Genomic DNA, 24,779 nt, shown 5'->3' on the forward strand with positions numbered 1-24,779 from the left:
GTAGTTCTGGGAGAGAGTGTTCTAATTCCAGGTTAATCCTATCATGACAAGGGTCTGAGCAACTTCTCTTACTATGATTTCCAATCAATATGAGGTGGGGAAAGCCAAATTATGGTCCGTTAGTTTCCATAATCGCGTGGAGGGAAGGAAACGGCAAACTGTCGTGGTAACAAAGGCAAGACGAGACCCCGCAAGGAGCGTAGCGTATGAGGAGGCTCGGCTTGTCTTCCACAACAGGCTTGCCGTTTCACTGACCGGAACAAATTACTCAACAGCAACGGACTTCTCCCAACCAATATCTCGGAATCAAGTCTTCAACAATCCTGCCATAAAGCTGAATAACTTTAAGGTAGGACTTCACCATTTTCATTTGTTCTTGATATAAAAAGAAGACGAAATCAAATTCGATTTCGTCTTCAAATCAATGGAATTAGTAAATAGCTACTCAAAAATATAAGAAATGACATCTAAAGCTTGATCAATCGTTTCTACCGTTACATTCGCCTTATTTGATAACTCTTTTAATGGGTGGTGTAAAGATTCTGGACGAACCAATATGACCGGCTTGCCCATTGTTAATGCAGTACTTGCATCCATTGCTGTGTTCCACTGTTTGTACTTGTCTCCAAACAAAGCAATGACAACATCAGATTTTTGCATTAACACTTGTGTACGCAAATTATTAATACTTGAAGCAGCATCATCCCGATAGACAGGGTTAGGTTGTTCTCCTAAAATATCTTCTCCAACTGAATCAGAACGATCATGTTGTTCTTGAGGTCCTACAAAGTGTAAGGGTAAATCCTTTTGTGATGCTTTTTCTTTTACATCATCTCTCCAAGAATCATGAATTTGTCCTGCAAGATAGACGGTTAGCTCCATAATGATATTCCTCCTCTAACTGAAACAAAATCTGTTAATTATTTCCCTTATTAAGTTTAGCATAAACGGTTATATAGGGCAGTTAATAGGTTATAACCTGCAATGAGAGTATGAATTTTTTTACACTTAGAAAATCGATCCTTGTCAAATGACAATCTCATAGTATGATAGAAATAGAAGATTTAAAAGAGACACTTGTTGAAGATTGAAGCAGGGGGAGAGTCGCATTGAAACAGTTTAATCCAAAATGGCTTTTAGTGGGCTTAGTTGGTGTAGCCATTACTGTCCTGCTGATTTTGTTCTTGTCAGGGTTCTTTGTATCAGAGAAACAAGCCATGCAAAATGCAAAATCTGCAGCAAAAGAGGCTTTTAACAAAGAAGAAGTTCCGTTCACGAAAGAATTAGAAAGCATATCCTTGTATATGCCGAAAACGATGAAGATTGTGTCTAATTCAGCCAATAATCTTATACTTAGAGAAGATGAACAAGGATATATTCTTTTTTATAATCCTTTTGAGAAGTTAAAAAGTGACACCTTTTATAAGGATGCTAAAAAAGCTAAAGATATCGAGTTGATTGAAACCTTTAGGAATGAAGAGCGCTTCGGATATATTCGCGTCATTAAGTTAGATGAGGAGACTTATGAACTTCAGGTTGGCGTTGGTGGCGTTAGGATGACTACCGAAACGGACAAGAATGATTTAAAAGAAGATGCACATGAAATGATGAAGATTGTTCGTTCAATAGCTTATTCGACGATCGAAACAACAAAATCAAAATAAAGTAAACAAAAAGCTCTCCCATTGGGAGAGCTTTTTGTTTACTGTCTATGTTGTTGATTTTCATGTTCATCGTCTAATTCATTATCTAAGTTCTCATCTTCCTCAGAAGAGCTAGCAACTTGATCGAAATAATCATCTTCATCATTATTATGTTCTTCATCTAGCTTTTCTTCGTAATCAGTTTCTTCAGCGGAAAGCTCTTCTGTATATGACTCATCTTCAACTAGAGTGACTGTAGACTCTTCTGATTGTTCTTCTTCACCCAATTCAAACTGACTTACTTCTTCGTCAAGCTCATGGGATAGGTTTTGAAGATCCATTGCAGATGAATTCACTTGAGAAATAGCTTGTAGCTGGTTTTCAGAGGATGCTGCAACTTCTTCTGCTGTTGCGACTGACTCCTCAGAGATTACACTGATTTCATGTAACTTCGTTTTAAGGTCGTTGTTAAATCCTCCTACTTCGCTTACAGCTTGTTTTACATTGGTGATTTGGCTGTTCATGCTTGTTACATGACCTGCGATGCGATCAAACGCCTCTTTCGTTTTATTAACAGACTCAGATTGATTTTCTTGATAGGTATGGAATTTCTCAGCTTCCTCAGATAAAGAGGACATTTGCTCTGACATGCCATTAACAAGTTGATAAATTTCTTGAGCCTCTTGTTTTGATCGTTCAGCTAACTTTCTTACTTCATCAGCAACTACGGCAAAACCTCGGCCTGATTCACCTGCGCGGGCAGATTCTATTGCTGCGTTAAGTGCTAAAAGATTGGTGTTGTCAGCAATTTCTTGTATGGTCGAAACAATTTGATTAATTTTTCTTGATTGTTCAGTAGCTTGTTGTACCTCATTTGTTAGGTGAGATGCTAAACCAATAAAGGAATCGGATGTTTCTTGAAGCTCATTCATGGTTTCAATTCCTGCTTCTCCATCATCTTTTGCAGAGGTAAGTGACTCAGAAATTTCATTAGCGTAATCATCTGTACGCTTAATTGCCCCAGAAACGTCTTCAATTAACTTCGTACTCTCTTCAATCTGGCTTGCTTGTTCTTGAGAACCAACGGCTACTTGGTTAATGGCTTCACTTACCTCTTGTGACTGTGCTGTTGTTTGCTGAGAAACCGCAGCAAGGTTAGAGGATGAAGAAGAAAGAACGTTTGATGCATGATTCACTTTTAATAGTGAGTTTTGCATTCGATCTGCCATATTGTTAAATGTGGTAGCTAGTTCAGCCATTTCATCTTTTGTTTTCAATTCTACACGGTAGGATAGGTTGCCGTTACCGATAATTTCCGCACCTTCTTTAAGACTCTTAATAGAGCGACTAATGGAACGGATTAAGAAGATTCCAGTACCTAGCAGTAATACAATGGCAATTCCACTAATAATGAGTAGCATCGTAACCGTTTTTTGATTCGTTGCTTCTGCTTCTTCTTGCATTGCAGTGCTTTTCGCATTGGCACTCACAGTTACGGAATTTGCTTGATTTGTAATGTTACTAGCAATTTCACTAAACGTACTAGTGAGGTTACTAGCCTGAAGTTTGGTATTGGTTATGGTATTTAGGTTTTGCTTAAACTTAAGTAGGTTCATATTAAAGTTACTCGTATCTTCAGAAGGTAGATCAGCTTCACTCACTAAATCACGCATTTCATTTGATATCGAGTTGAACTTATTCATGTCTTCTTCACTACCTGATTTCAAGTAGTCTTCTTGTACTAGTTTTAGTTGAATAAAAGCGTTACTTAGTTCAGGGTTGTTTGCTTTTTCAACAATCGTATAAAACGAGTCAACTGTATCATTAATTCGTTTGTACATTCCTTCATTTTCAGAAAAACCAACAATATCATACATGCCAATTAGTGGATCCAGTTGTTCTTCGTAAGCTACAGCACTTTCTTTGATAGAGTTGAATGACTTAGAAATTTCAGGGTAATCATGATTCTCTTTAGCGTATTTAGTAGCCTTTTCTTGTAGCTTTTGGATTGCCTCTCTCATCGCTTCTCCATTTTCTATGGATGGGTCATTAAAGAATGTCTTTTCTGCGTTTCTTGTTAAAGAGACCGTGTATTTAATGTCATCACTTTGCTGGAGTGCTTGTTGCACATTTTCTTGTGCTTCGCTCATTTTCTTTTGCTCGGTTAAAAAATAAAATGAAAAACCTATTAGGACAATTAAACTAGCTAGGGATAAACCTAGCATTAAGCGTACTCGATTACGTATCGATCTCAAGATGTAAGTCCCCCTTTGTAATATTTAAGTGAAGTTAGTATTCGTCATTTCTTGTGAAATATATGACGAAATTATTAAAAAATTGTTAATTTATCTATTAATTATAGAACTATTTATTCAGGATTACAATTGCGTTTCGGGATTTTTGTCTACTTAATTTAAGTAGTAAAAGAATAGATCTAACTTTTATTTCGACATCAATCTTTAAACCTTAATAGAATAAGCTAAAATAGATAAGAGAGATTTAGAGGATAACCAATAACGATTGAGTAAGCATTTTGAATTGGTTATGATAAAGTTAGGCACTCAATAAAAGAAAGAGGGAATGATGATGACTCAAAACACTTCATCTATAAAAAAGTTTTTAGACAAACAAGGGGTCACTTTGTCTGCAAAAGAATACTTTATAACAGCCTTAAGTTATATGGCATTAGGTCTATTTTCATCCCTTATTATAGGTTTAATTGTAAAAACCATTGGTCAAGAGATTGGGTTTCAACCTCTTATCGAGATGGGATCATTTGCGATGGAGAAAAAAGTGTGGGGAGGTGCCATTGGCGTAGCGATTGCCTATGGGTTAAAAGCACCGCCTCTTGTTGTGTTTGCTGCTCTCTTTAGCGGTGCTTTTAGTGCTGAAATTGGTGGTGGGCCTGCAGGGAGTTACATAGCTGCACTTCTTTCCATTGAAATCGGGAAACTTGTAAGTAAACAAACTAGAATTGATATCATTCTTACACCCTTCATTACAATCATGGTTGGGTATTTAGTAGGCGTTTTAATTAGTCCTTCTGTAAATGCTTTTATGCTTGCATTTGGAGATATTATTGAGTGGGCTACAAATCAACGGCCATTTACTATGGGGATCTTGGTTGCAGTTCTAATGGGATGGGCTCTAACAGCGCCAATCTCAAGCTTAGCAGTTGCTTTAATGTTGGACTTAAGCGGGATTGCGGCAGGGGCAGCGACTGTTGGTTGTGCTGCACAAATGATTGGTTTTGCAACGATGAGCTATCGTGATAATGGAATAGGAGGCTGGATTGCTCAAGGAATCGGTACATCTATGCTTCAAGTAGCCAATGTTATAAGAAAACCTCTTTTAATCATACCACCTACAGTTGCTGGGGCAGTTCTAGCACCATTTGCTTCAGTGTGGCTCAAAATGGTGAATAACGCACCTGGTGGAGGTATGGGGACAAGTGGATTTGTAGGTCAGATCATGACATTTCAACAAATGGGCTTTTCCTGGGAAATTTTTTGGGCTATTCTGGCGTTGCACATTGTTGGTCCTCTTGTTATAACTTTGCTATTATCGGAATGGTTTAGGAAAAAAGGTTGGATTCAGCCAGGAGATTTAAAAATCGAGTATTAAGGAGGATGTTATATCCATGAAAACTTTACAATCATTAGAAGAATATAAAGAATTATCTCAGTCAGGCAAAACGATTTTCATGTTTTCTGCTGATTGGTGCCCAGATTGCCGTGTAATAGAACCATTTCTACCAGAACTAGAAGAAAAATATAATTCCTACCAATTCGTTTATGTGGACCGTGATGATTTTATAGAACTGTGCAGAGATTTAGGCGTATTTGGGATCCCAAGCTTTGTAGCCTTTCATGAGGGCGAAGAAGTTGGCCGATTTGTAAGCAAGGATCGTAAAACAAAAGAGGAAATTGAGAACTTTATAGAAGGTTTATGCTCCTAATCATTAATGAAAGCCTTGTTACGTTGTAGCAAGGCTTGCTTTTTATCAAAAACAATTCATGCTAAAATAGCTACATGAACGTTTCCTTCAAACAGAAAAGGAGGAAAAGGAAATGAAGATGACAAGTATTAAAATGAAACGATTATTGGACGAGCGTCTTCAGAACCCAGAATGGCGTACTTCTTTTAATCGAGATAAAGATATTTATCGTATTGAATGGAAGGATACACAAAAAGGTATTGAAATTTCTCTGCCAGGTATCATTTCGAAATACGAGCAGAAGCAAGATGCTGCTCTTGATGAGTTGGAAGAACATATTGAAGAAGCTCTTAAAATCATGAACGAGACGCATGATCTTGTAGGTAAAGAAAAGAGTATCATTCCTGTAATTCGAGCTGCATCATTCCCGACAGAATCTAACGAAGGAAAGCCCCTTGTTACAGATGAGCATACAGCTGAAACCCGTATTTATTATGCGTTAGATTTAGGGAAATCTTATCGTTTAATTGATGAAGAAATGCTACAGGAGCAAGGTTGGGACCAGGATCGGATCCGAGAAATTGCAAAGTTTAATGTACGATCATTAGATCAGAACATGAAACAAGATGATGTTGCTGGTAATACATTTTATTTTGTTTCATCAAGCGATGGCTACGATGCTTCCCGTATATTGAACGAAGCTTTACTTGAAGAAATGAAGGCAAAAAGTCTTGGAGAGTTAGCAGTAGCTGTGCCACATGGAGATGTGTGTATTTTTGCTGATATTCAAAATGACATGGGGTACGATATCTTAGCCCAAATGACAATGAAATTCTTTGCTGAAGGCCGTGTACCAATTACTTCTTTACCATTTCTATATGAGGATAAGCAGTTAGAACCGATCTTTATTTTAGCCAAAAATAAACCAAAAGATGAAAATCAAGAATAGTGGAGAAAGGAAGTCATAGCTTATGCAAGTGTATTATAACCATTCAGGAATAGGAGATGTACTCATCTTCCCATTACAAAAAGGGGAAGATCGTGACAATGTTCATCACGAAAAACATGGTGATGTTATTAAGATTACAGATAGTGAGAGTGGTCACACCTTAGGTTATAATATTTTCCAAGCATCTACTTATTTTAACCTTCAGGAAAATGGAGCGATTGCTCTAACAGAAGATTTTCTTAAGGAAATCCAAGAAGTTTTTCAAAAAAACGAACTAGATGACAAGCTTGATATTGATCTTTCACCAAAATTTGTTGTTGGTTATGTGAAAGAGAAGGATCAGCATGAAAACGCTGATAAGCTTAGTGTATGTAAAGTTGATGTAGGAGACGAGTTACTGCAAATTGTATGTGGCGCTCCTAACGTAGATGCAGGCCAAAAAGTCGTGGTGGCTAAAGTAGGTGCAGTTATGCCAAGTGGGATGGAAATTAAAGCGACTGAATTACGTGGCGTACCATCTAATGGCATGATTTGTTCGGCAAAAGAACTTGGTTTACCAAATGCTCCTAAAGAAAAGGGGATTCTTGTACTTGAAGATAGCTATGAGGTTGGTCAGCCATTTGAGCAATAATACTGAAGAAAATCCGCGATGTTTATCATCGTGGATTTTTTATTTTTTAACTACGCAGCTATATCCATCTAAAGAGGGATTTTCCTTTATAGCACACCTCTACTTTCCCAAAATCCTAAAAAAACTGTTAAAATAGGTGTATTCAATATTTTAATAGAGAGAGTGAGCATTGATGTGGAATCGAATGAAAAAATGGTTACATCACGTACTCCAAGAAGATACATCGACTGAAGATGAACTGCCCGATTCTTCACAATCTGTTGGAGGAAAGAAACTAACTAACGAATTTCAAACGAAAATGGTTTATCAATATCCCAAACAAGGAGAGTTTCGTTTTCCAGTTATTCCTGATGATAAAAAGGGGATGAAACGAAGTAGGTCAAATGAACCTAAGCAACATCAGGAAGAAGGTTATAGCTACAAACAACCTTATCAAAATAACCAAACAGATACATATACCAGAAAAGAGTATAGAGATTCAGAAAATCAACCCTACAATACCTCTTACAAGGAATCCTATACCGAGAATACGAGTCATCAAAAGAAAGAAGAAGACATGCCTTATCCTTTTGTTCCGAGTGACGTTCCATCTCCTATCTATGGATTTGGAAGTAGATCCGAACAAGATGAAAATTCAATAAGTATAGAAGATCTCCCAGCCTTTTTACGAAAGCAAAATGAGGAGTCACCAGAAACGAGTTTGCAAGCGACTCCTTCAGAAGAAGCAAGAGAAGACTTTCATGAGGAGTCAATGGAGGAATCTTCTAACGAGATTACCGAGCACGAAACAGTAAATCAATCGGATAATATTGTTCCTTTTTTACGTGTACAAGAAGAAGGCTCTACTGAAGTGGTTAATGAAGATGAACAACATGAAAGTCCTCAATATGAGGTTGAAGAAGATCATGAAGGTACCAAACCGGATACAGAAGAGAAGAAAAGCTTTTTTATGGATTTTGGAGAAAAAGAGTCAGTTGAAGAATCTATAAATGTAGAGGAACCTTTCCAAGAAGAATCTCGAGACATAGCTCAGCAAGAAGAAGCGGAAGCAGGACCTGAAAGAGAACCGCATCCAGAATTAGAGTCAAGAACTGAATTACAAGAAGAATCACAATCAGGATTTGTATCTGATACTGAGTCAGGAGAAGAACTACAATCAGAATTCATATCAGAATCAGAAGAAGAACCACAAACAGAAATTGAAACAAAATCTGAGTCAGAAACAGAACCACAAACAGAACCTGAAACCGAAATGCAAGAAGAGACAGAATTAGAGTCAACATCTGAATCTGAACATGAAACTGAAAGAGATTCAGAGATCGAAACAATATCAGAATCAACGTCAGAAATTGAGCAAGAACCAAAGCGTTCTCCTGAAAAAAATAGACGCCCTTTCAATGTAATCATGACACCAAGAGATAAAAGAAATCGTGACCTAAAAGCTAGTCAAGAAGTAAAGCAACAGGAACAAAAGGCTGAAGAATCAGCTCCTGTTGAAATAGAAGAGGGCAAACAAGAAGAAAACGTAGAATCCCCTTTTGATGAAGTAGTGAAAGATTCTACACCACCGATCCACATGTTAAATGATCCGATTTCACGAGATGAGAATGATGATGCTTGGATTGAAGATCAGATGCAATTATTAGAAACCACGTTGCAACACTTTCATGTTAAAGCAAAAGTGGTTAATGCTATGAAGGGACCTGCTGTAACGCGTTTCGAAGTACAGCCTGAACCTGGTGTGAAAGTAAGCAAAATAACGAACTTAGCGGATGACATTAAATTGAGTCTTGCTGCTAAAGACATTCGTATGGAGGCCCCTATCCCAGGAAAAAATGCAATTGGTATAGAGGTTCCAAATCAACAAGCACAGCCTGTAAGCTTACAAGAAATCTTAGAAAGTCCTTCTTTTAAAGATAACGATTCACCGTTATCTGTTGGTCTCGGTTTAGATATTGCTGGTTCTCCAGTTATAACAGACCTAAAAAAAATGCCGCATGGGTTAATAGCTGGAGCAACGGGATCTGGTAAGAGTGTGTGTATCAATACAATTTTAATTAGCTTGTTATATAAAGCACACTATGAAGATGTGAAATTTTTATTAATTGACCCCAAAATGGTCGAACTAGCACCTTATAATGACCTACCACATTTAGTGGCACCTGTTATAACAGATGTAAAAGCAGCTACATCAGCTCTTAAATGGGCTGTGAAAGAAATGGAAGAACGCTATGAAAAGTTTGTAGCAGAAGGCGTTCGCGATATCGACCGATATAATGACAAAATGAAAGAGAAGGGTCGTCAGGCAGAAAAAATGCCTTATATGGTCATTGTGATTGATGAATTGGCAGACCTTATGATGGTGTCCCCTCAGGACGTAGAAGACGCGATCTGTCGTATAGCTCAAAAAGCTCGTGCATGTGGTATGCACTTGCTTCTAGCTACACAACGTCCATCTGTTGATGTTATTACTGGTTTAATTAAAGCAAACATCCCGACTCGTGTAGCATTTAGCGTATCATCCCAAGTAGATTCAAGAACGATTATCGATACCAATGGTGCTGAAAAATTACTTGGTAAAGGTGATATGTTATTCTTAGAGAATGGATCTGGAAAAGGGCAGCGAATTCAAGGTGCTTTTGTTTCAGATGATGAGATTGAACGTATTGCGAATTATGTTAAAAAAATCGCACCACCTAATTACATGTTTGAACAAGAAGAGTTAATGAAGCAAACAAGTTTTGAAGAGGAAGAAGACGAGCTGTTTGAAGAGGCCGTGGACTTTGTAATCAACCAGAACGGTGCTAGTGCTTCATTGTTACAAAGACGTTTTAAGGTTGGCTATAATCGTGCAGCTCGACTCATTGACACCATGGAAGAAAAAGGGATCATTTCTGGTTCAAAAGGTAGTAAGCCTCGAGAAGTGTATATGACGCATGCTAGCTTTGAAGAATATTTAGCACGAGAAAAAGAATAAAAAATTATAGGATTTTCACACATAACTTGTCGAACTCCAAGGAATTTTATACTATAAGTAAATAGGTACAATGAGGAGATTGACGATAAGGGGTATAACGTAGATATGAAAGAAATCGAACTGAAAATGAAGGGCGACATCAAACGGTTAACCAACAAGACGTTTAAATTTGATGAACGTATCGCAGAAGGTTGGTTTTCTGCTGTTTATTTCCTTAAAACGCGTAAGATTGTCGAGAATACCCTTCCAGATAATTATGTAACGATGCAATTTTTCCAAAAGAATGATGCTGTTCTTTGTGGGACTGATGAGGCGATTGCACTCATCCACACATTCGCTGATCATCCAGAAGAACTCTCCATCTATTCATTGAAGGATGGAGATCGAATTCGTCCGTTTGAGACAGTATTAACAATCACAGGTCCATACCAACACTTTGGATACTTAGAAGGTATAATCGACGGTATTTTATCACGAAGAACATCTGTATCCACGAATGTATTTAATGTTGTTAAATCTGCAAGAGCATCGGGGAAGCAGAAGCCTGTTATCTTTATGGGTGACCGTGATGACCATTACACTCAACAGGCAGGTGACGGATACGCAGCTTATATTGGCGGCTCCACTGCCCAGGCCACTCACGCCATGAATGAATGGTGGGGGAAAGAAGGAATGGGTACCATGCCACACGCCTTAATTCAAATGTTCCAGGGAGATGTAGTTGCTGCAACGAAAGCCTACAAAGAACAGTTTCCAGATGATGAATTAATGGCATTAGTGGATTACAACAATGATGTTGTCACAGACTCTTTAAAAGTGGCACGTGAGTTTGGTGATGAACTAAAAGGAGTACGTGTGGATACATCAAGATCTTTAGTAGACAAGTATTTCCTACGTAACCAACACCTTATGGGGACGTTTGATCCTCGAGGTGTGAATCCTGAATTAATTTTTGCACTTCGAAAAGCTTTGGATTCTGAAGGCTATGACCATGTAAAAATTGTTGCAAGTGGCGGTTTTACAGAAGATCGCATCCGTGAATTTGAAGAACGGAAAGTTCCTGTTGATATTTATGGTGTAGGAAGTAGCTTGCTCACCATCGACACTTCATTTACAGGAGATAATGTTTTATTAAATGGACAAAATGAAGCCAAAGAAGGACGTCGTTACCGTCCAAATCCAAGGCTAGAAAAAGTGGAATACATTCCTCAAGAAAGCTGACACATGATGTGTCAGCTTTTTTACACGTTTGGATGTCTAGCTCCAGCGCCCATCGTTGCTAAACGGGCGCTTGCGCTTTTCTAATAAATATTTCAACATATTACAGTTTTGATGATACCATTCACTCCTATTTGAGGTTTTGCTATAATAAAGGAACGGGTAATATCAAAAGAAGTAGGCGCAAGTTTTGCCTATATACATATAATAGCAAACAGATACGACTGTATAATTGTGGAGGTTCTTCTATATGACAACTTACCATTTTATTGGTATCAAAGGTACGGGAATGAGTGCACTAGCGCAAATTCTTCATGATGCGGGGGAAAAGGTTCAAGGTTCTGATGTGGAGAAGACATTTTTTACACAAGCATCATTAGAATCAAAAGGAATACCAATCTTACCGTTTTCAAAAGAAAACATTGAAGAAGGTTTAACTGTAATAGCAGGAAATGCGTTTGGCGAAGACCATGAAGAAATTCAAGCAGCCAAAGAGTTAGGTGTGCCGTTCTTTAGGTACCATGAATTCTTAGGTGAATGGTTACAAAATTATACGAGCATCGCTGTAACAGGAGCGCACGGAAAAACATCAACGACAGGATTGCTTGCTCATGTATTAAGTGGTGTGCATCCAACATCCTATTTGATTGGTGACGGCACAGGAAAAGGCCATGAAGATAGCCAGTACTTTGTGTTTGAAGCATGTGAATATCGTCGCCATTTTCTTGCCTATGAGCCGGATTATGCAATCATGACGAATATTGATTTCGATCACCCTGATTATTTCACAAGCTTAGAAGATGTTTTTAATGCCTTTCAAGAAATGGCTCTTAAAGTTAAAAAAGGGATTATTGCTTGTGGAGATGATGAACAACTTCAACAAATCCAAGCGAAGGTTCCTGTATTATACTATGGTTTGTCAGAAGGAAACGACTTTCAAGCACAAAATGTTAGTGAAGATGAAAATGGAACGACTTTTGATGTATATGTTCGTAACACATTTTATGATTCATTTACGATTCCGGGATACGGAACACACCATGTCCTAAATGCTTTGTCCGTTATCGCATTATGCCAGTATGAACAGATCGCTTCTGAAGATATGAAGCATATTAGGGAATTTAAAGGTGTTAAGCGTCGCTTTACTGAGAAAAAGCATAATGACCAAGTCATTATTGATGACTATGCCCACCATCCAAAAGAAGTAGAAGTAACAATCGAATCAGCCAAGAAAAAATATCCGAATAAAGAGGTTATTGCGATTTTCCAGCCTCACACTTTTACAAGAACAAGAATGTTCTTACAAGAATTTGCGGATAGCTTGAATGATGCTGATCAAGTTTATTTATGTGACATATTCGGTTCAGCTCGTGAAGAGTCTGGAAAACTATCGATTGAAGACTTACAAGGTAAAATAGATGGAGCTCATTTATTACAGCTTGATGAAACTTCTGTTTTACAACAACATAAAGATAGCGTATTAATTTTTATGGGCGCAGGCGATATTCAAAAATTCCAAAAAGCCTATGAAAGTTTATAGAACGTAAAAAAGCTTGGCGTAAGCCAAGCTTTTTTACGTTCTATTTTAGGTTTTCAGGGTTTAATGCTTCAAGGTCTGGCACGACGAAACGTCCGTCTTTACGGATGAGTACGTCATCAAAATATATCTCTCCTCCGCCATATTCAGGGCGTTGGATCATAACCATATCCCAGTGGATGGCAGAGTTATTTCCGTTTGGTGCTTCATCATAACACTGTCCTGGAGTAAAATGAAAGCTGCCATCAATTTTTTCATCAAATAGGATATCCTTCATTGGATGTTGGATATAAGGGTTTAATCCAATGGCAAATTCTCCCACGTATCTTGCACCTTCATCTGTATCAAAGATCTTGTTGATGCGCTCCGTATCATTTGCTGTTGCATCAACAATTTTCCCATCTTTGAATGTAAGTTTTACGTCTTCATAAGTAAAGCCGTTGTAAGGAGATGGTGTATTGTAATGGATTGTACCATTTACAGAATCTTTAACAGGTGCTGTGTACACTTCTCCATCTGGAATATTTAAGTTACCTGCACACTTCACATTCGGAATTCCATTAATGGAGAATTGTAAATCTGTGTTTGGACCTGTAATACGGACCTTATCCGTTTGTTCCATACGCTTAACAAGTGCATCCATAGCTTGGCTCATCTTTTCATAATCTAAGGTACATACATTGAAATAAAAGTCCTCAAAACCTTCAGTACTCATATTGGCCAATTGAGCCATAGACTCATTAGGGAAACGGAGGACACACCATTTCGTATGAGGAACACGCCATTCTCTATGTACTTTTTGACCGACTGTTTGGTTATATAACTTCATTCCTTCAGCAGGTACATCAGCAAGCTCTGAAATATTATCTCCTGAACGAATTGTTATGTAAGCATCCATCTGTTTCATAAGGGATGCCTCATGTTCAGCTAACACATTCATTTGTTCTTCATCAGCATTTTGCAGTAAAGAACGTTGAACTTTTGGTTCTTTAAGAGAGACAAATGGCAGTCCTTCAGCTTTATATGCTTCTTCAACAATAGCTGAAACGAGCTCTTGTTGAAGGCCTGTATTTTCAATTAATAATTTTTCACCTTTTTGTAGGCTTACAGAATAATGTACAACCTGTTGAGCAAGTTGTTGGATTCTAGGGTCACGCATGAATCTTCCTCCTTTTATGTACTAGTTTTATCATAACGAATTTTCATAATTAAAAAAAGAATTTAGATAGAGGATTTGAACGGTTTTCAGAGAATATATATATGTAATACACTTTTATAAACGAAATTCATAAAAAATAGGTTTACGGGTTTCCGAATCGGGTATATGATATTATAAAACATATACATAAAGGAGTTGAGCAGGGGGAAATGATCATAATACTTTACATTGCTGCATTAATTTTTGCCCTAGCCTTCGCTGTTCTAGTGGTCTATTTATCGAAAACGTTAAAAGCCGCTCAACACACGTTGGACAATGTAGCAACAACATTAGGTGGTTTAGAGAAACAAATGGAAGGGATCTCTGTTGAAACCACTGCTTTATTAAACAAAACAAATCACCTAGCTGATGATTTAGGTGATAAATCGCAAAAGCTTAATACGCTAGTAGATGGTGTTAAAGGTATTGGAGATTCTGTTCAAGACTTCAACGAATCACTTCATTCTATATCTAGTAATCTGAAGCAATCAGCCCAAAGCAACACGGATAATGCTGCACAAGCTATGAAGTGGGGCCAAGTTGGGATTGATTTGTATAAGAAATGGCAAACACAGAAACCCAAAAGCAATCAATAATTAAAATTTAGAGGAGGAGTTCGTATTATGAGTAATCAAGATCAGAATCAGAACCAAGGTCAAAATCAAAATGACATGAACAGTAAGGATTTCTTAATCGGTTCACTAATTGGTGGTTTAGTAGGCGCTTGTGCTGCTCTATTATTTGCTCCAAAGTCTGGTCGTGAAGTTCGCGAAGACTTAAACCAAGGTGCAAGCTACATGCGTGAACGTGCAGGTGAGTGGAAAGATGTTGCTTACGAAAAGAGTGGCGAATGGAAAGACCGTGCACGTGAATCTTCTGCTCAACTTTCTCAAAACCTTTCTGAAAAGTCTCAAGACATTCAAGAGCGTGTAAAAGATAAAGTGAGTGAGTTCAGAAGTAAGGACGAAGCAGAAGAGGCAGCTGAAGAAGTTGCGGAAGCAATTGAAGAAGCAGCTGAAGAACTTGAAAGACAACAAGAACCATCTACTACTTCTAACTTATAAGCAATATGATAGAAAAAAGGTTGTTGGGTATGCTATAACTAACCCAACAACCTTTTTGTAGTTTAAAACACAAAAGACTTAATTATTGTCAGTAAGGTTCTTTATATTTCTGTCATCATTTTTTTGATCTTTTACAGGAGGAATACATATGAACATTCAACAGTTGCAGAGTCAAAAAGATTTTGAGCAAGCTTTGGAAACGAATGAACAGTTTTTCTTGTTAAAACATAGCCTAACCTGTCCGATTAGTTCAACGGCTAAACAAGCGTATGAAAGATTTGCTGAAACGACTAGAACTCCAACTTACATTTTACATGTTCAAGAAGCTCGAGATCTTTCACAACAGATTGCCAATAGTCACGATGTGAAGCATGAAAGCCCTCAAATTCTACAATTCAAAGATCATGAAGTTGTGTGGCACACCTCACACTGGAACATCACTCCAGATAGTCTAGAACGTGCTGATGATCAGTCATAACAAAAGCGTTAAAAGTCCAGGGATACGCTCCTTGGACTTTTTGTTTTTGTGTATTTATTCAAGGATAGCTCCCTGTTGTTGGAGACTTAGATTCGAGATAAAGTGCGTATGATTCCGTTGCTTTTGTTGAGATCGGCGGGCTGTGGAACGGGTTGCTTTCCCCGGAAGACCGATCGAGCTTCCTCGTCACTTCGTTCCTGCGGGATCTCGCTCGCCCTTTCTACCGGAGGAGTCAACCCGTTCCACAGCCCACCTTAGCCGAATGGAGATTAACGGAACCGCCGTAATTCTGGGATGAGGTGTTCTGTTTCCAGGTAGTATAAGCCTATCATGACAAGGCTCTGAACAACTTCTCTGAATATGATTTCCAACCAACATGAGGTGGGATAGTCAAATTATGGTCCGTTAGTTTCTATAAACGCGTGGAGGGAAGGAAACGGCAAACTGTCGTGGTAACAAAGGGAAGACGAGACCCCGCAGGCACGAGAAGGCTCGGCTATACAATGGAGGTTCTACTAAAACTGCCACATCATGTGGCAACGTAGAACTACCCCACGTCGTGTGGGGCAACAACAGGCTTGCCGTTTCACTGACCGCAACAAACTACTCAAAAGTAACGGACTTCTCCCAACCAATATCTCGGAATCAAGTCTTCAACAATCCTGCCAGTTTGTTGAATAAAACCTCCATAAAAATAAGCCCTCTGATTTCTAATCGGAGGGCTTTACATTCTAATATTGACTTGATTTTTCCCATTCTAACTCTAGTTTATCGCCAGGTGATATCTGTTCAAAGAAGGTCGTTTCTTCACCGTTTTTGGTTATTCGAAAACGACGGCCTTGTGTAGCTTGAATATCAATATCTACAAATCGGAATACATCCTGGAATATAAATGGTTCAACACTTACTTCCTCTGTAAGCAATTGATTATCTGGATAAATCAGATCATCTTCCGTTAACGACTCCCCATCTCGAAACACTTTGATTTGTGGCTTAGAAAGGGTAATATACTCATTGTTAAAAATCACCGTAATTGTATAGTAAAACGAAAGGTCGAACTGATTCATTAACTTCGCTAATGGTAAAGGAGTAAGGTTCTCTGTGGTGATTTGATCTCCATGATGTAATGGGTCATCCAGCTTAGCTTTATCATTGTTTTTCATAAGCGAAACCTTTTGATCTTTCATTTTCTGTTTACGATTATTCAGGTAAATGGTAAAGGGTGAAAACTGATTGATTATACCCTTTTCGTCAATGGATTCAAAAAAATCATGGATCGTTTTTATTGATTGAAATTCGATTTGGTCATTATCTTTAATCTGATAATCAGAAGGAGCTTCTACGCCATTAACAAGAAGTTTAGGTTGTAGATCGTAGCGTTCTTCGTTCCATAAAACAGAAAAAGAAGGCATATCTCCAATAAGCTCTTCTAATGTAAATTCAGGTGGAGCACCATCTTCACCTTTACTCACATTCATTACATCGCCATTTTGAATGGTTTCGTTTAACGAACAAGGTTTACCATTTAACTCAATGGTTGGGGCAGTCCCGTAATTACCAGGGAGTGTCATATCTTTTCCGTTCAGTTTAATCATGTAAGCCATGCCAGGTTTCCCGTAGAGCTTCTTCATTTCAATTCCTGCTGCTAAAAGACAATCCCCGACTGTGAGAGTTTTCATATCAAATAAACGAACCGTACGTTCATTGACCTGAACACTTATATAGTGAACTGGATTTTGCTTAGCTGCGATAGCGATACCAATAGGTGTTACAAAAGCTGGGCCTTCTGGTAAGTTGTCTGTCTTTTCAAGAGATTGAATAGCATCGATGCCACGGATCGCTACACGGTTCTCTGGTAACCCTAGACTCTCAGCTAGTTGTTTAGGGAGTTCAGGGGTTAAGCTTCCACCTCCAACGAGCATGACTGCTTTAGGTGGTTTATTATTCAGGCTAAGTATCTCTTCATGAATGGCATTACTTAGATTCTTGATAGATTCATGAATAGAACCAACTGCTTCTTCATAAGGGACATCCGTTTCAAACCCAAGAATATCTGTTACTGTAATGGCATCTTGGGTAGAGAGATCCCGCTTTGCTTTTTCGGCAAGGGGAAAGTCAAGCAAATATTGGTCACTAATGGCTTCCGTTATTTCATCACCTGCATTCGGAACCATACCGTAGGCTGTAACCGTTCCTAACTCAGTGATAGCTATGTCACTAGTTCCAGCACCAATGTCTACGAGAGCCACATTCAACCTTCTCATGGATGCAGGGATTAGCACATCAATTGCTGCAATAGGTTCAAGTGTTAAAGCTTCCATTTCAAGCCCAGAACGCTGCAGAGCTGAAATGAGTGATTCTACGACTACCTTAGGTAAAAACGTAGCAATAATCTCAGCAGATGCTATTTTCCCTTGCTGATCAATAAGGGACCCTATATCCTCTCCATCTAGGTGATAGTGAATAACAGAGTAACCGACGCAATAATAATGAGTACTTTGTGTATCTTCTTCCTGTTTGGCCAAATCATATTGTGCCTGTTGCACAGCGCTTAGTTCTAGATGTGTAACATCGTCTTGGTTCATTAAAGGTTGACTCTCAATATCTACTTCGACTCTTGTTCGTTTTGTTTTCAAGGCTCGGCCTGCCGCAGCAACACATACTTTATGTAATGGACCATGCTTTTCTTCCAGAGATTCTTTTACTGAAGAAATAACCTTTGAAACAGATAGAACATCGTGAATTTGACCGTCTACCATTGACCTTTCATCATGTTCTTTTGATATAATATCTATTACTTGATACGAAGTCGCTTTTTTCTCTAAAATAATGCCGACAACAGACCTTGTACCAATATCCAGTGCAAATATTCTTTCATTCACTTCGATTCGATCCCTTCGTTGAGAAGTGCCAAGTACACGAAAATTATGTTAATCATTATGAATTTATCATATTTTCTGTTTTCTATAAACTATAATGGAGGCTCAAAATCGTGAGTAACGAAGAACTAGACAAGCTGAGAAGAGAATTAGATGAGGTTAACGAAGATTTATTAGATGTCATCAATAAACGTGCCAAGCTCGTTCAACAAATTGGTCAAATAAAGCAGAGACAAGGTATGAATAGGTATGATCCTGTTAGAGAGAGAGACATGCTAGATTCCATTAAAGAGAAAAATACTGGACCTTTTGAACATAGTACTGTGGAGCATATTTTTAAGGAAATTTTTAAAGCGGGTCTCGAATTGATGGAAGATGACCATCGAAAAGCCCTTCTTGTATCTCGTAAAAGAAAGCCAGAGGATACGATTATTGATATAAAAGGAGAAACCATTGGAGATGGGAATCCTCATTTTATTATGGGACCATGTTCAGTGGAAAGCTATGATCAGGTAGCAAGAGTAGCTAAGGAAGTAAAAGATCAAGGCTTAACCTTATTGAGGGGTGGAGCCTTTAAGCCAAGAACATCTCCTTATGATTTCCAAGGGCTCGGTCTAGAAGGATTGAAAATATTAAGACGCGTTGCAGATGAGTATGATCTTGCTGTAGTTAGTGAAATTGTAAATCCTGCAGACATTGAAACAGCTGTAGAATATGTTGATGTTATTCAAATTGGCGCACGTAACATGCAGAACTTTGAACTGTTAAAAGCTGCAGGGTCTGTTAATAAACCTGTCTTGCTTAAACGAGGACTAGCTGCTACAATATCTGAATTTATCAATGCAGCTGAGTACATTATTTCTAAAGGAAACGGCGATATCATTTTATGCGAACGCGGAATACGAACATATGAAAAAGCAACAAGAAATACACTCGATATTTCTGCAGTTCCAATCTTAAAACAAGAAACGCATTTACCTGTTATGGTCGATGTAACACATTCAACCGGCCGTAGAGATTTACTTTTACCAACAGCTAAAGCTGCAATGGCAATTGGAGCGGATGGCATTATGGCTGAGGTACATCCTGATCCAGCTGTTGCCTTATCAGATTCTGCTCAACAGATGGACATAGAGATGTTCAAAAACTTTATGCAAGAGTTAAGGTAATTTAAGCTTGTCTTTTGCAAATTTGTGAAATAAACTTGTACATGCGCCAACATAGGGTTGGCGTATTCTTTTTGTGGAAAAAAGAAATTAGAAAACCATTATGAATTTCAGGAATGTCGAGAATTGCACAACCATGCATAGTATCGTATGATTATTTAAAGACAAAATAGGGGAAAATCTCGTATAGAGACGAATATTTTGAGGAGGTAACGAAATGAACGTAACAATATATGATGTAGCCCGTGAAGCGAATGTATCCATGGCTACAGTTTCAAGAGTCGTGAATGGAAATCCGAATGTTAAGCCAGCTACACGTAAGAAGGTATTAGACGCAATTGAGCGCCTTGGCTATCGTCCAAATGCTGTTGCTCGTGGTTTAGCAAGCAAGAAAACAACGACTGTAGGCGTTATTATTCCAGATATCTCAAGTATCTTTTTTGCAGAACTAGCACGTGGTATTGAAGATATTGCAACCATGTACAATTACAACATTATCCTAAGTAACTCTGACCAAAATAAAGAAAAAGAAATTCATTTAATCAATTCCATGCTAGGGAAACAGGTAGATGGACTTGTATTTATGGGTGGAAAGATTACAGAAGATCACATTCGTGAGTTTAACAATGCTTCTGTACCTGTTGTATTAGCAGCTACAGAAGATGAAACGAACTCTGTGCCTTCTGTGAATATTAACTATGAAGAAGCGGCTTACGATGCTACAATGACATTATTCGGAAAAGGGAATGACGATGTTGCCTTTGTTTCTGGTCCAATAGAAACGAACATTAATGAACAAAAGTACAATGGTTATTTACGTGCTTTACAAGAAAAAGGAAAGTCTTACACTGATAAATATATCGTTCGTGGTGACTATACGTATGACAGTGGAATTGAAGCATTAGATCAATTAATGGCTATTGATAAGAAACCAACGGGCATTTTTGTAGCCTCAGATGAAATGGCTCTTGGTGTCATCCATGGAGCTCAAGACCGTGGTATGAAAGTACCGGAAGATATAGAAGTTTTTGGGTTCGACAATACACGTCTTGCTACAATGGTCCGTCCGACATTATCCACAGTCGTTCAACCAATGTATGATATAGGAGCGGTATCCATGCGTCTCCTTACGAAATATATGAATAATGAGGAAGTAGCTGAGCAAAATGTCATTCTTCCGCATAGAAATATTGAAAGAAACTCAACAAAATAATAAATATGTCGATATAGAGAAGTAGTTCATAAGGGTTAGATTAGGGAGAGAGACTATGAAACGAAACGACTTATTAACCCCAATCGGCATATTTGTGGGTGTCACCATGATTATGGTGGGCATTTATTCGAATGGTGGATTCGCTGGTGTTTTATCCTTTGTCCAAGTTACGTCTATTGTTATTGTGCTTGGAGGCTTATCCGCAGCGCTTTTGGTTAACTTTAACTTAAAAGAAATCAAAATCACATGGAAGGTTTTGAAGGAAGCTTTTACTCGTGATGAACAAAACCTTCGTGAGCTAATCCAGTTGTTCGTACGCTTATCAGAGCGTGCCAGACGAGAAGGATTATTGGCTCTTGAAACCGACCTAGAAGAGGTTGAGGATCCTTTTATTAAAAAGGGAATTCTCCTAGCAGTAGATGGCATTGAACCAGAAGTGATTAATGACATTCTGAATGCTGAAATCTCTGCTATTGAAGAGCGTCACACAAAAGGACGAGCAATCTTTGATAAGGCAGCGGAATACGCACCTGCCTGGGGGATGATTGGTACGTTAATTGGACTAGTATTAATGCTAGACAATTTAACTGATCCGTCAACATTAGGGCCAAACATGGCTGTGGCATTATTAACAACATTATATGGAACCATTCTTGCTAACCTTGTTTTCCAACCTATTGCAGGGAAGTTGGAGAATAAGACGGATCAAGAGATGTTTATGAAGCAAGTAATTATTGAAGGTGTCATTGGAGTTCAATCCGGACAAAACCCTAAAATCTTAGAAGAAAAGTTAAGTGCTTTCCTTTCTGAAGATGATAAGCTTCAGCAAGAAGATGAAGAAGAGGATTTCATGGGGGAAGCGGCTAATGAAGCCTAGACGTAAAAAGAAGCAACAAGATAAAGGCGCACCGAAATGGATGGTGACCTTTTCGGATATGATGACACTCATTCTTGTATTCTTTATTCTATTGTTCTCCATGTCACAAATCGATTTGCAAAAGTTTCAGGCTGTTGCTGAATCGTTTCGGAGTAGAGCGATTTTCGACTTTTACCCATCAATGATGGAGTTTGAAAACCCATCTCAACGTCGGAGTAGTGAGCAAGAGCAAGAAGATGTAAGTGAATATGATTCACCCTCTAAAAATAGTGTGAATCAGAATGAAAAAGGAAGCGACCAAAACGAAGATTCCTTAGATAAGTTAGTTAAAGATGTAAAAAGCTTTTTAGATACCAACGAGATGACTAAAGACATTACGGCTGACCGAACAGATCGAGGCGTTGTCTTAACTCTTCAAGAGCAAGTCCTATTTGAGACAGGTAATGCTGAAATTATTCAAGCAGGTAGACCGTTTTTGGATAAGGTTGGTCAACTGTTAGATAGAATACCGAATTATGTGAAGGTAGAAGGTCATACGGATAATCGCCCTATCTCAACTTTTCGTTATCCATCTAACTGGGAGCTCTCGGCTGCTCGTGCAAGTAGTGTTATTAGGTATCTAACAGACGCTGAACAACTCAAAGGTTCACGATTTACAGCGGTAGGATATGGTGCTACACGTCCTATTGCGCCTAATGACAGTCCAGAGAACTGGAATAAAAACCGTAGAGTAGAAATCGTAATACTAGACCCTACTTATGAAGACAATACAAATCAATCCACTCAAAAAAAAGCGAGCTCAGAATCATGAGCTCGCTTTTTTATAAGGTAAAGAAAGTATAAGATGTAGCTCTTAGATGTCTAGCTCCAGCGCCCAGCAACGAATGGACTTGGGCCCACACGACGTGGGTCAGATCGACGTTGTCACAGGACGTGACGAACTTAGTCGATCATTCTTTCTCCGTACGATAAGTCAACATCGATTCACCAAGGTTCATCGTGTTTCCTTTACACGTTTGCGATATGAAATTTTAACAAAGAAGGAACTCGAAGTAGTTAAAATTTCTAGGTGAAAGTACCACAGCAACTAAGCTTCTGTCTGCGCCTGTGGCTTGCCAATCAGCAAGTTTTGTTAATCGTACTACGGGCTCAGTCCAGTCCCTTCGTTGCTAAACGGGCGCTTTCGCTTTTCTTATAAGCTTTGTCCTGAATTGTATTTAAGACGAATGAACTGAAGGGCTTTTTCTAATGCTTTTTCATTCTTTTCGGTTATTTCAGGTTTGCGAGGAATAGGTTTGTACATTCCAGTTGGGTCATTCCAATGAGTCGGAAGCTGGACCGGTGACTTTTCATTCCATTTTGATAGCCATTGTTCTGGTAACTCACCGTAAAATGGAGTAGAGGTACTCATAACCTTCCATATTTGAGCCCAAGCTCTCGGTACCACACGCCAGATATCGTAACCTCCGCCACCTAATGCAATCCACTTTCCATCACAATATTGATGTGCAAGCTCATGAGCAAGTTGGGGGATTAACTCAAATGTACTCATTGTGGTGCACAAGTGAGTTAATGGATCATGTACGTGCGCATCAGCCCCGTTTTGAGAGATAATCACGTCAGGTTGAAAATATTCAACAACCTCTCGGAAAGCGCTATCATAAACTTGTTGAAAAGATTCATCCTCTGTAAAGGCATCGATAGGTACATTGAAACTGTATCCATATCCTTCTTTTATCCCTCGTTCATTCACGTTCCCGGTACCAGGAAAAAGATATCTGCCTGTTTCATGAATGGATAAGGTACAAACATTAGGGTCATCATAGAATGCCCATTGGACACCGTCACCATGGTGAGCGTCTGTATCGATATAGAGAACCTTTACATCGTAATGCTTTCGTAAGTATTGAATAGCTACTGCACCATCATTATAAATACAAAAACCTGAAGCTTTACGCTGAAAACCGTGATGAAGGCCGCCTCCTAGGTTTAACGCATGCTTAACGTTTCCTTGCATGACAGAGTCGACTGCAGTTAATGTACCTCCAACAAGCAAAGAGGCTGCTTCATGCATGTTTTCAAACATAGGCGTGTCTTCTGTACCTATGCCATATTCCAACCCATCATCTTCAGATAACTCTCCAATACTAGCTTTTTTTACAGCATTTATGTACGCCTTATTGTGAGCAAGGTGAAGTTCTTCTTCTGATGCCAATCGAGGTGGAATAATATTTTCTTCATCAAGAGCATTACTATGTTTTAAAAGTTCGTAGGTTAAAATGACCCTCATCTGATTAAACGGATGATCATCCCGAAAGCGATATTTCGTTATTTCATCTGAATACACAAAAGCTGAATGGCAATTTACGTCTCGATCCCTGGCAAGTTTGGCCATAGTACTTCATACCCTTCTGCTTTTAAATCTTCTATGATTGGATTTGGATTCATAGTCTGCACACGGAATACGATGATTTTATACTTCTCATCCTTCTGGTATGGATAGACCAAGACCGAAGTGATATTAACTTTTCGTCTACCTAAAACAGCCGTTACCTCAGGTAAAATACCAGGTTTGTCATACACTTTGATTTCTATTTGAGAGCTTTGTACATGAACCCCTGTGAGTTGAATCATTGTATAAAGCATATCTTTTTCTGTTACGATACCGACTAATTTATTTGATTTTGTTACAGGGACACAAGCTATTTCTTGTTCATAAAAGATTGATGCTGTTTCCTCTACAAAGTCAAGTGGGTGAACGGTTATAACAGGTGTGGTCATGATCGTTTCTAGCGTGTTTTGAAGTTCACTACGATCTTCGTCTTGATAAAAGATAGATGGGCTAGCGTCACGTACATCACGGTCTGACACAATCCCAATCACCTGATTTTGGTCATCTACAATTGGTATATGACGAATATGATATTGGTTAAGTAGCTTTAAAGCAGTTTCAATCGTTTCGTGAGGTTTAAGTTTGATAACCTCCGTTTTCATGATATCTTCAACTAGCAT

21 protein-coding genes are annotated in these 24,779 nt (G+C 38.5%); 15 read left to right on the forward strand and 6 right to left on the reverse strand.

The features are described 5' to 3' along the window. Positions 1-441: 441 nt before the first annotated feature. Positions 442-882: a YtoQ family protein gene (locus H514_RS0103160; RefSeq protein ID WP_027445634.1), complete on the reverse strand. Its 441-nt coding sequence runs from the start codon at positions 880-882 to the stop codon at positions 442-444. Between the two features lie 227 nt (positions 883-1,109). Here H514_RS0103160 and H514_RS22420 point away from each other — a divergent pair, with 227 nt between their 5' ends. After that, positions 1,110-1,664, forward strand: a complete 555-nt coding sequence (locus H514_RS22420) for a hypothetical protein (protein ID WP_051255012.1) — start codon at positions 1,110-1,112, stop codon at positions 1,662-1,664. Positions 1,665-1,702: 38 nt separating this feature from the next. On the opposite strand, the gene H514_RS0103170 is transcribed toward H514_RS22420, so the two are convergent. Then, the gene (locus H514_RS0103170; RefSeq protein WP_027445635.1) at positions 1,703-3,898 is read right to left on the reverse strand and encodes a methyl-accepting chemotaxis protein; all 2,196 of its coding nucleotides are present in this window, start codon (positions 3,896-3,898) and stop codon (positions 1,703-1,705) included. A 352-nt stretch (positions 3,899-4,250) separates the two neighbouring features. On the opposite strand from H514_RS0103170, the gene H514_RS0103175 reads away from it, so the two are divergent. The 7 genes from H514_RS0103175 (at position 4,251) to murC (ending at position 12,895) form a co-directional block, all read left to right on the forward strand. After that, positions 4,251-5,267 (forward strand): PTS transporter subunit IIC, encoded by a 1,017-nt coding sequence (locus H514_RS0103175; RefSeq protein ID WP_027445636.1) that lies wholly within the window; start codon positions 4,251-4,253, stop codon positions 5,265-5,267. Between the two features lie 16 nt (positions 5,268-5,283). Next, positions 5,284-5,601 carry a thioredoxin family protein gene (locus tag H514_RS0103180; RefSeq protein WP_027445637.1) on the forward strand — a complete coding sequence of 106 codons (318 nt, stop codon included), beginning with the start codon at positions 5,284-5,286 and terminating at the stop codon, positions 5,599-5,601. A 112-nt stretch (positions 5,602-5,713) separates the two neighbouring features. Next, entirely contained in the window at positions 5,714-6,529 is an 816-nt protein-coding gene (locus H514_RS0103185; RefSeq protein WP_027445638.1) for a DUF1444 domain-containing protein, read from the forward strand. A 22-nt stretch (positions 6,530-6,551) separates the two neighbouring features. Further along, the gene (ytpR, locus tag H514_RS0103190; RefSeq protein ID WP_027445639.1) at positions 6,552-7,160 is read left to right on the forward strand and encodes a YtpR family tRNA-binding protein; all 609 of its coding nucleotides are present in this window, start codon (positions 6,552-6,554) and stop codon (positions 7,158-7,160) included. A 184-nt stretch (positions 7,161-7,344) separates the two neighbouring features. Next, positions 7,345-10,137: a DNA translocase FtsK gene (locus tag H514_RS0103195; protein ID WP_231566644.1), complete on the forward strand. Its 2,793-nt coding sequence runs from the start codon at positions 7,345-7,347 to the stop codon at positions 10,135-10,137. 105 nt (positions 10,138-10,242) lie between these two features. Then, positions 10,243-11,358, forward strand: coding sequence for a nicotinate phosphoribosyltransferase (locus H514_RS0103200; protein WP_027445641.1), 1,116 nt, complete (start codon positions 10,243-10,245; stop codon positions 11,356-11,358). 247 nt (positions 11,359-11,605) lie between these two features. After that, positions 11,606-12,895, forward strand: coding sequence for a UDP-N-acetylmuramate--L-alanine ligase (murC, locus tag H514_RS0103205; RefSeq protein WP_027445642.1), 1,290 nt, complete (start codon positions 11,606-11,608; stop codon positions 12,893-12,895). Positions 12,896-12,935: 40 nt separating this feature from the next. On the opposite strand, the gene H514_RS0103210 is transcribed toward murC, so the two are convergent. Then, positions 12,936-14,051 (reverse strand): aminopeptidase, encoded by a 1,116-nt coding sequence (locus H514_RS0103210; protein WP_027445643.1) that lies wholly within the window; start codon positions 14,049-14,051, stop codon positions 12,936-12,938. Positions 14,052-14,260: 209 nt separating this feature from the next. On the opposite strand from H514_RS0103210, the gene H514_RS0103215 reads away from it, so the two are divergent. From H514_RS0103215 to ytxJ, 3 genes are all read left to right on the forward strand, one after another. Beyond that, on the forward strand, positions 14,261-14,686 hold the full coding sequence (locus H514_RS0103215) for a DUF948 domain-containing protein (RefSeq protein WP_027445644.1): 426 nt from the start codon (positions 14,261-14,263) through the stop codon (positions 14,684-14,686). Between the two features lie 27 nt (positions 14,687-14,713). Continuing rightward, the gene (locus H514_RS0103220; protein ID WP_027445645.1) at positions 14,714-15,154 is read left to right on the forward strand and encodes a YtxH domain-containing protein; all 441 of its coding nucleotides are present in this window, start codon (positions 14,714-14,716) and stop codon (positions 15,152-15,154) included. Between the two features lie 148 nt (positions 15,155-15,302). Continuing rightward, entirely contained in the window at positions 15,303-15,632 is a 330-nt protein-coding gene (gene ytxJ, locus H514_RS0103225) for a bacillithiol system redox-active protein YtxJ (RefSeq protein WP_027445646.1), read from the forward strand. A 731-nt stretch (positions 15,633-16,363) separates the two neighbouring features. On the opposite strand, the gene pilM is transcribed toward ytxJ, so the two are convergent. Then, a complete protein-coding gene (gene pilM / locus H514_RS0103230; protein WP_027445647.1) occupies positions 16,364-18,514 on the reverse strand; it encodes a cell division protein FtsA in 2,151 nt (716 codons plus the stop codon). Between the two features lie 110 nt (positions 18,515-18,624). Here pilM and H514_RS0103235 point away from each other — a divergent pair, with 110 nt between their 5' ends. The 4 genes from H514_RS0103235 (at position 18,625) to motS (ending at position 22,578) form a co-directional block, all read left to right on the forward strand. Further along, positions 18,625-19,680, forward strand: a complete 1,056-nt coding sequence (locus H514_RS0103235; protein ID WP_027445648.1) for a bifunctional 3-deoxy-7-phosphoheptulonate synthase/chorismate mutase — start codon at positions 18,625-18,627, stop codon at positions 19,678-19,680. 214 nt (positions 19,681-19,894) lie between these two features. Next, positions 19,895-20,890 (forward strand): catabolite control protein A, encoded by a 996-nt coding sequence (ccpA, locus tag H514_RS0103240; RefSeq protein ID WP_027445649.1) that lies wholly within the window; start codon positions 19,895-19,897, stop codon positions 20,888-20,890. 55 nt (positions 20,891-20,945) lie between these two features. Beyond that, a complete protein-coding gene (motP, locus tag H514_RS0103245; RefSeq protein ID WP_027445650.1) occupies positions 20,946-21,767 on the forward strand; it encodes a flagellar motor protein MotP in 822 nt (273 codons plus the stop codon). Next, positions 21,757-22,578: a flagellar motor protein MotS gene (gene motS, locus H514_RS22425; protein ID WP_051255013.1), complete on the forward strand. Its 822-nt coding sequence runs from the start codon at positions 21,757-21,759 to the stop codon at positions 22,576-22,578. Before motP ends, motS begins: the two co-directional genes overlap by 11 nt. A gap of 381 nt (positions 22,579-22,959) precedes the next feature. Here the strand turns inward: motS and H514_RS0103255 are convergent, their stop codons facing one another. Both H514_RS0103255 and H514_RS0103260 read right to left on the reverse strand, forming a co-directional pair. Beyond that, on the reverse strand, positions 22,960-24,162 hold the full coding sequence (locus tag H514_RS0103255) for an acetoin utilization protein AcuC (protein WP_051255014.1): 1,203 nt from the start codon (positions 24,160-24,162) through the stop codon (positions 22,960-22,962). Beyond that, entirely contained in the window at positions 24,132-24,779 is a 648-nt protein-coding gene (locus H514_RS0103260; protein ID WP_027445652.1) for an acetoin utilization AcuB family protein, read from the reverse strand. The genes H514_RS0103255 and H514_RS0103260 overlap by 31 nt, the downstream gene beginning before the upstream one ends.

Source organism: Pontibacillus marinus BH030004 = DSM 16465, assembly GCF_000425225.1.
Classification (GTDB): domain Bacteria; phylum Bacillota; class Bacilli; order Bacillales; family BH030062; genus Pontibacillus; species Pontibacillus marinus.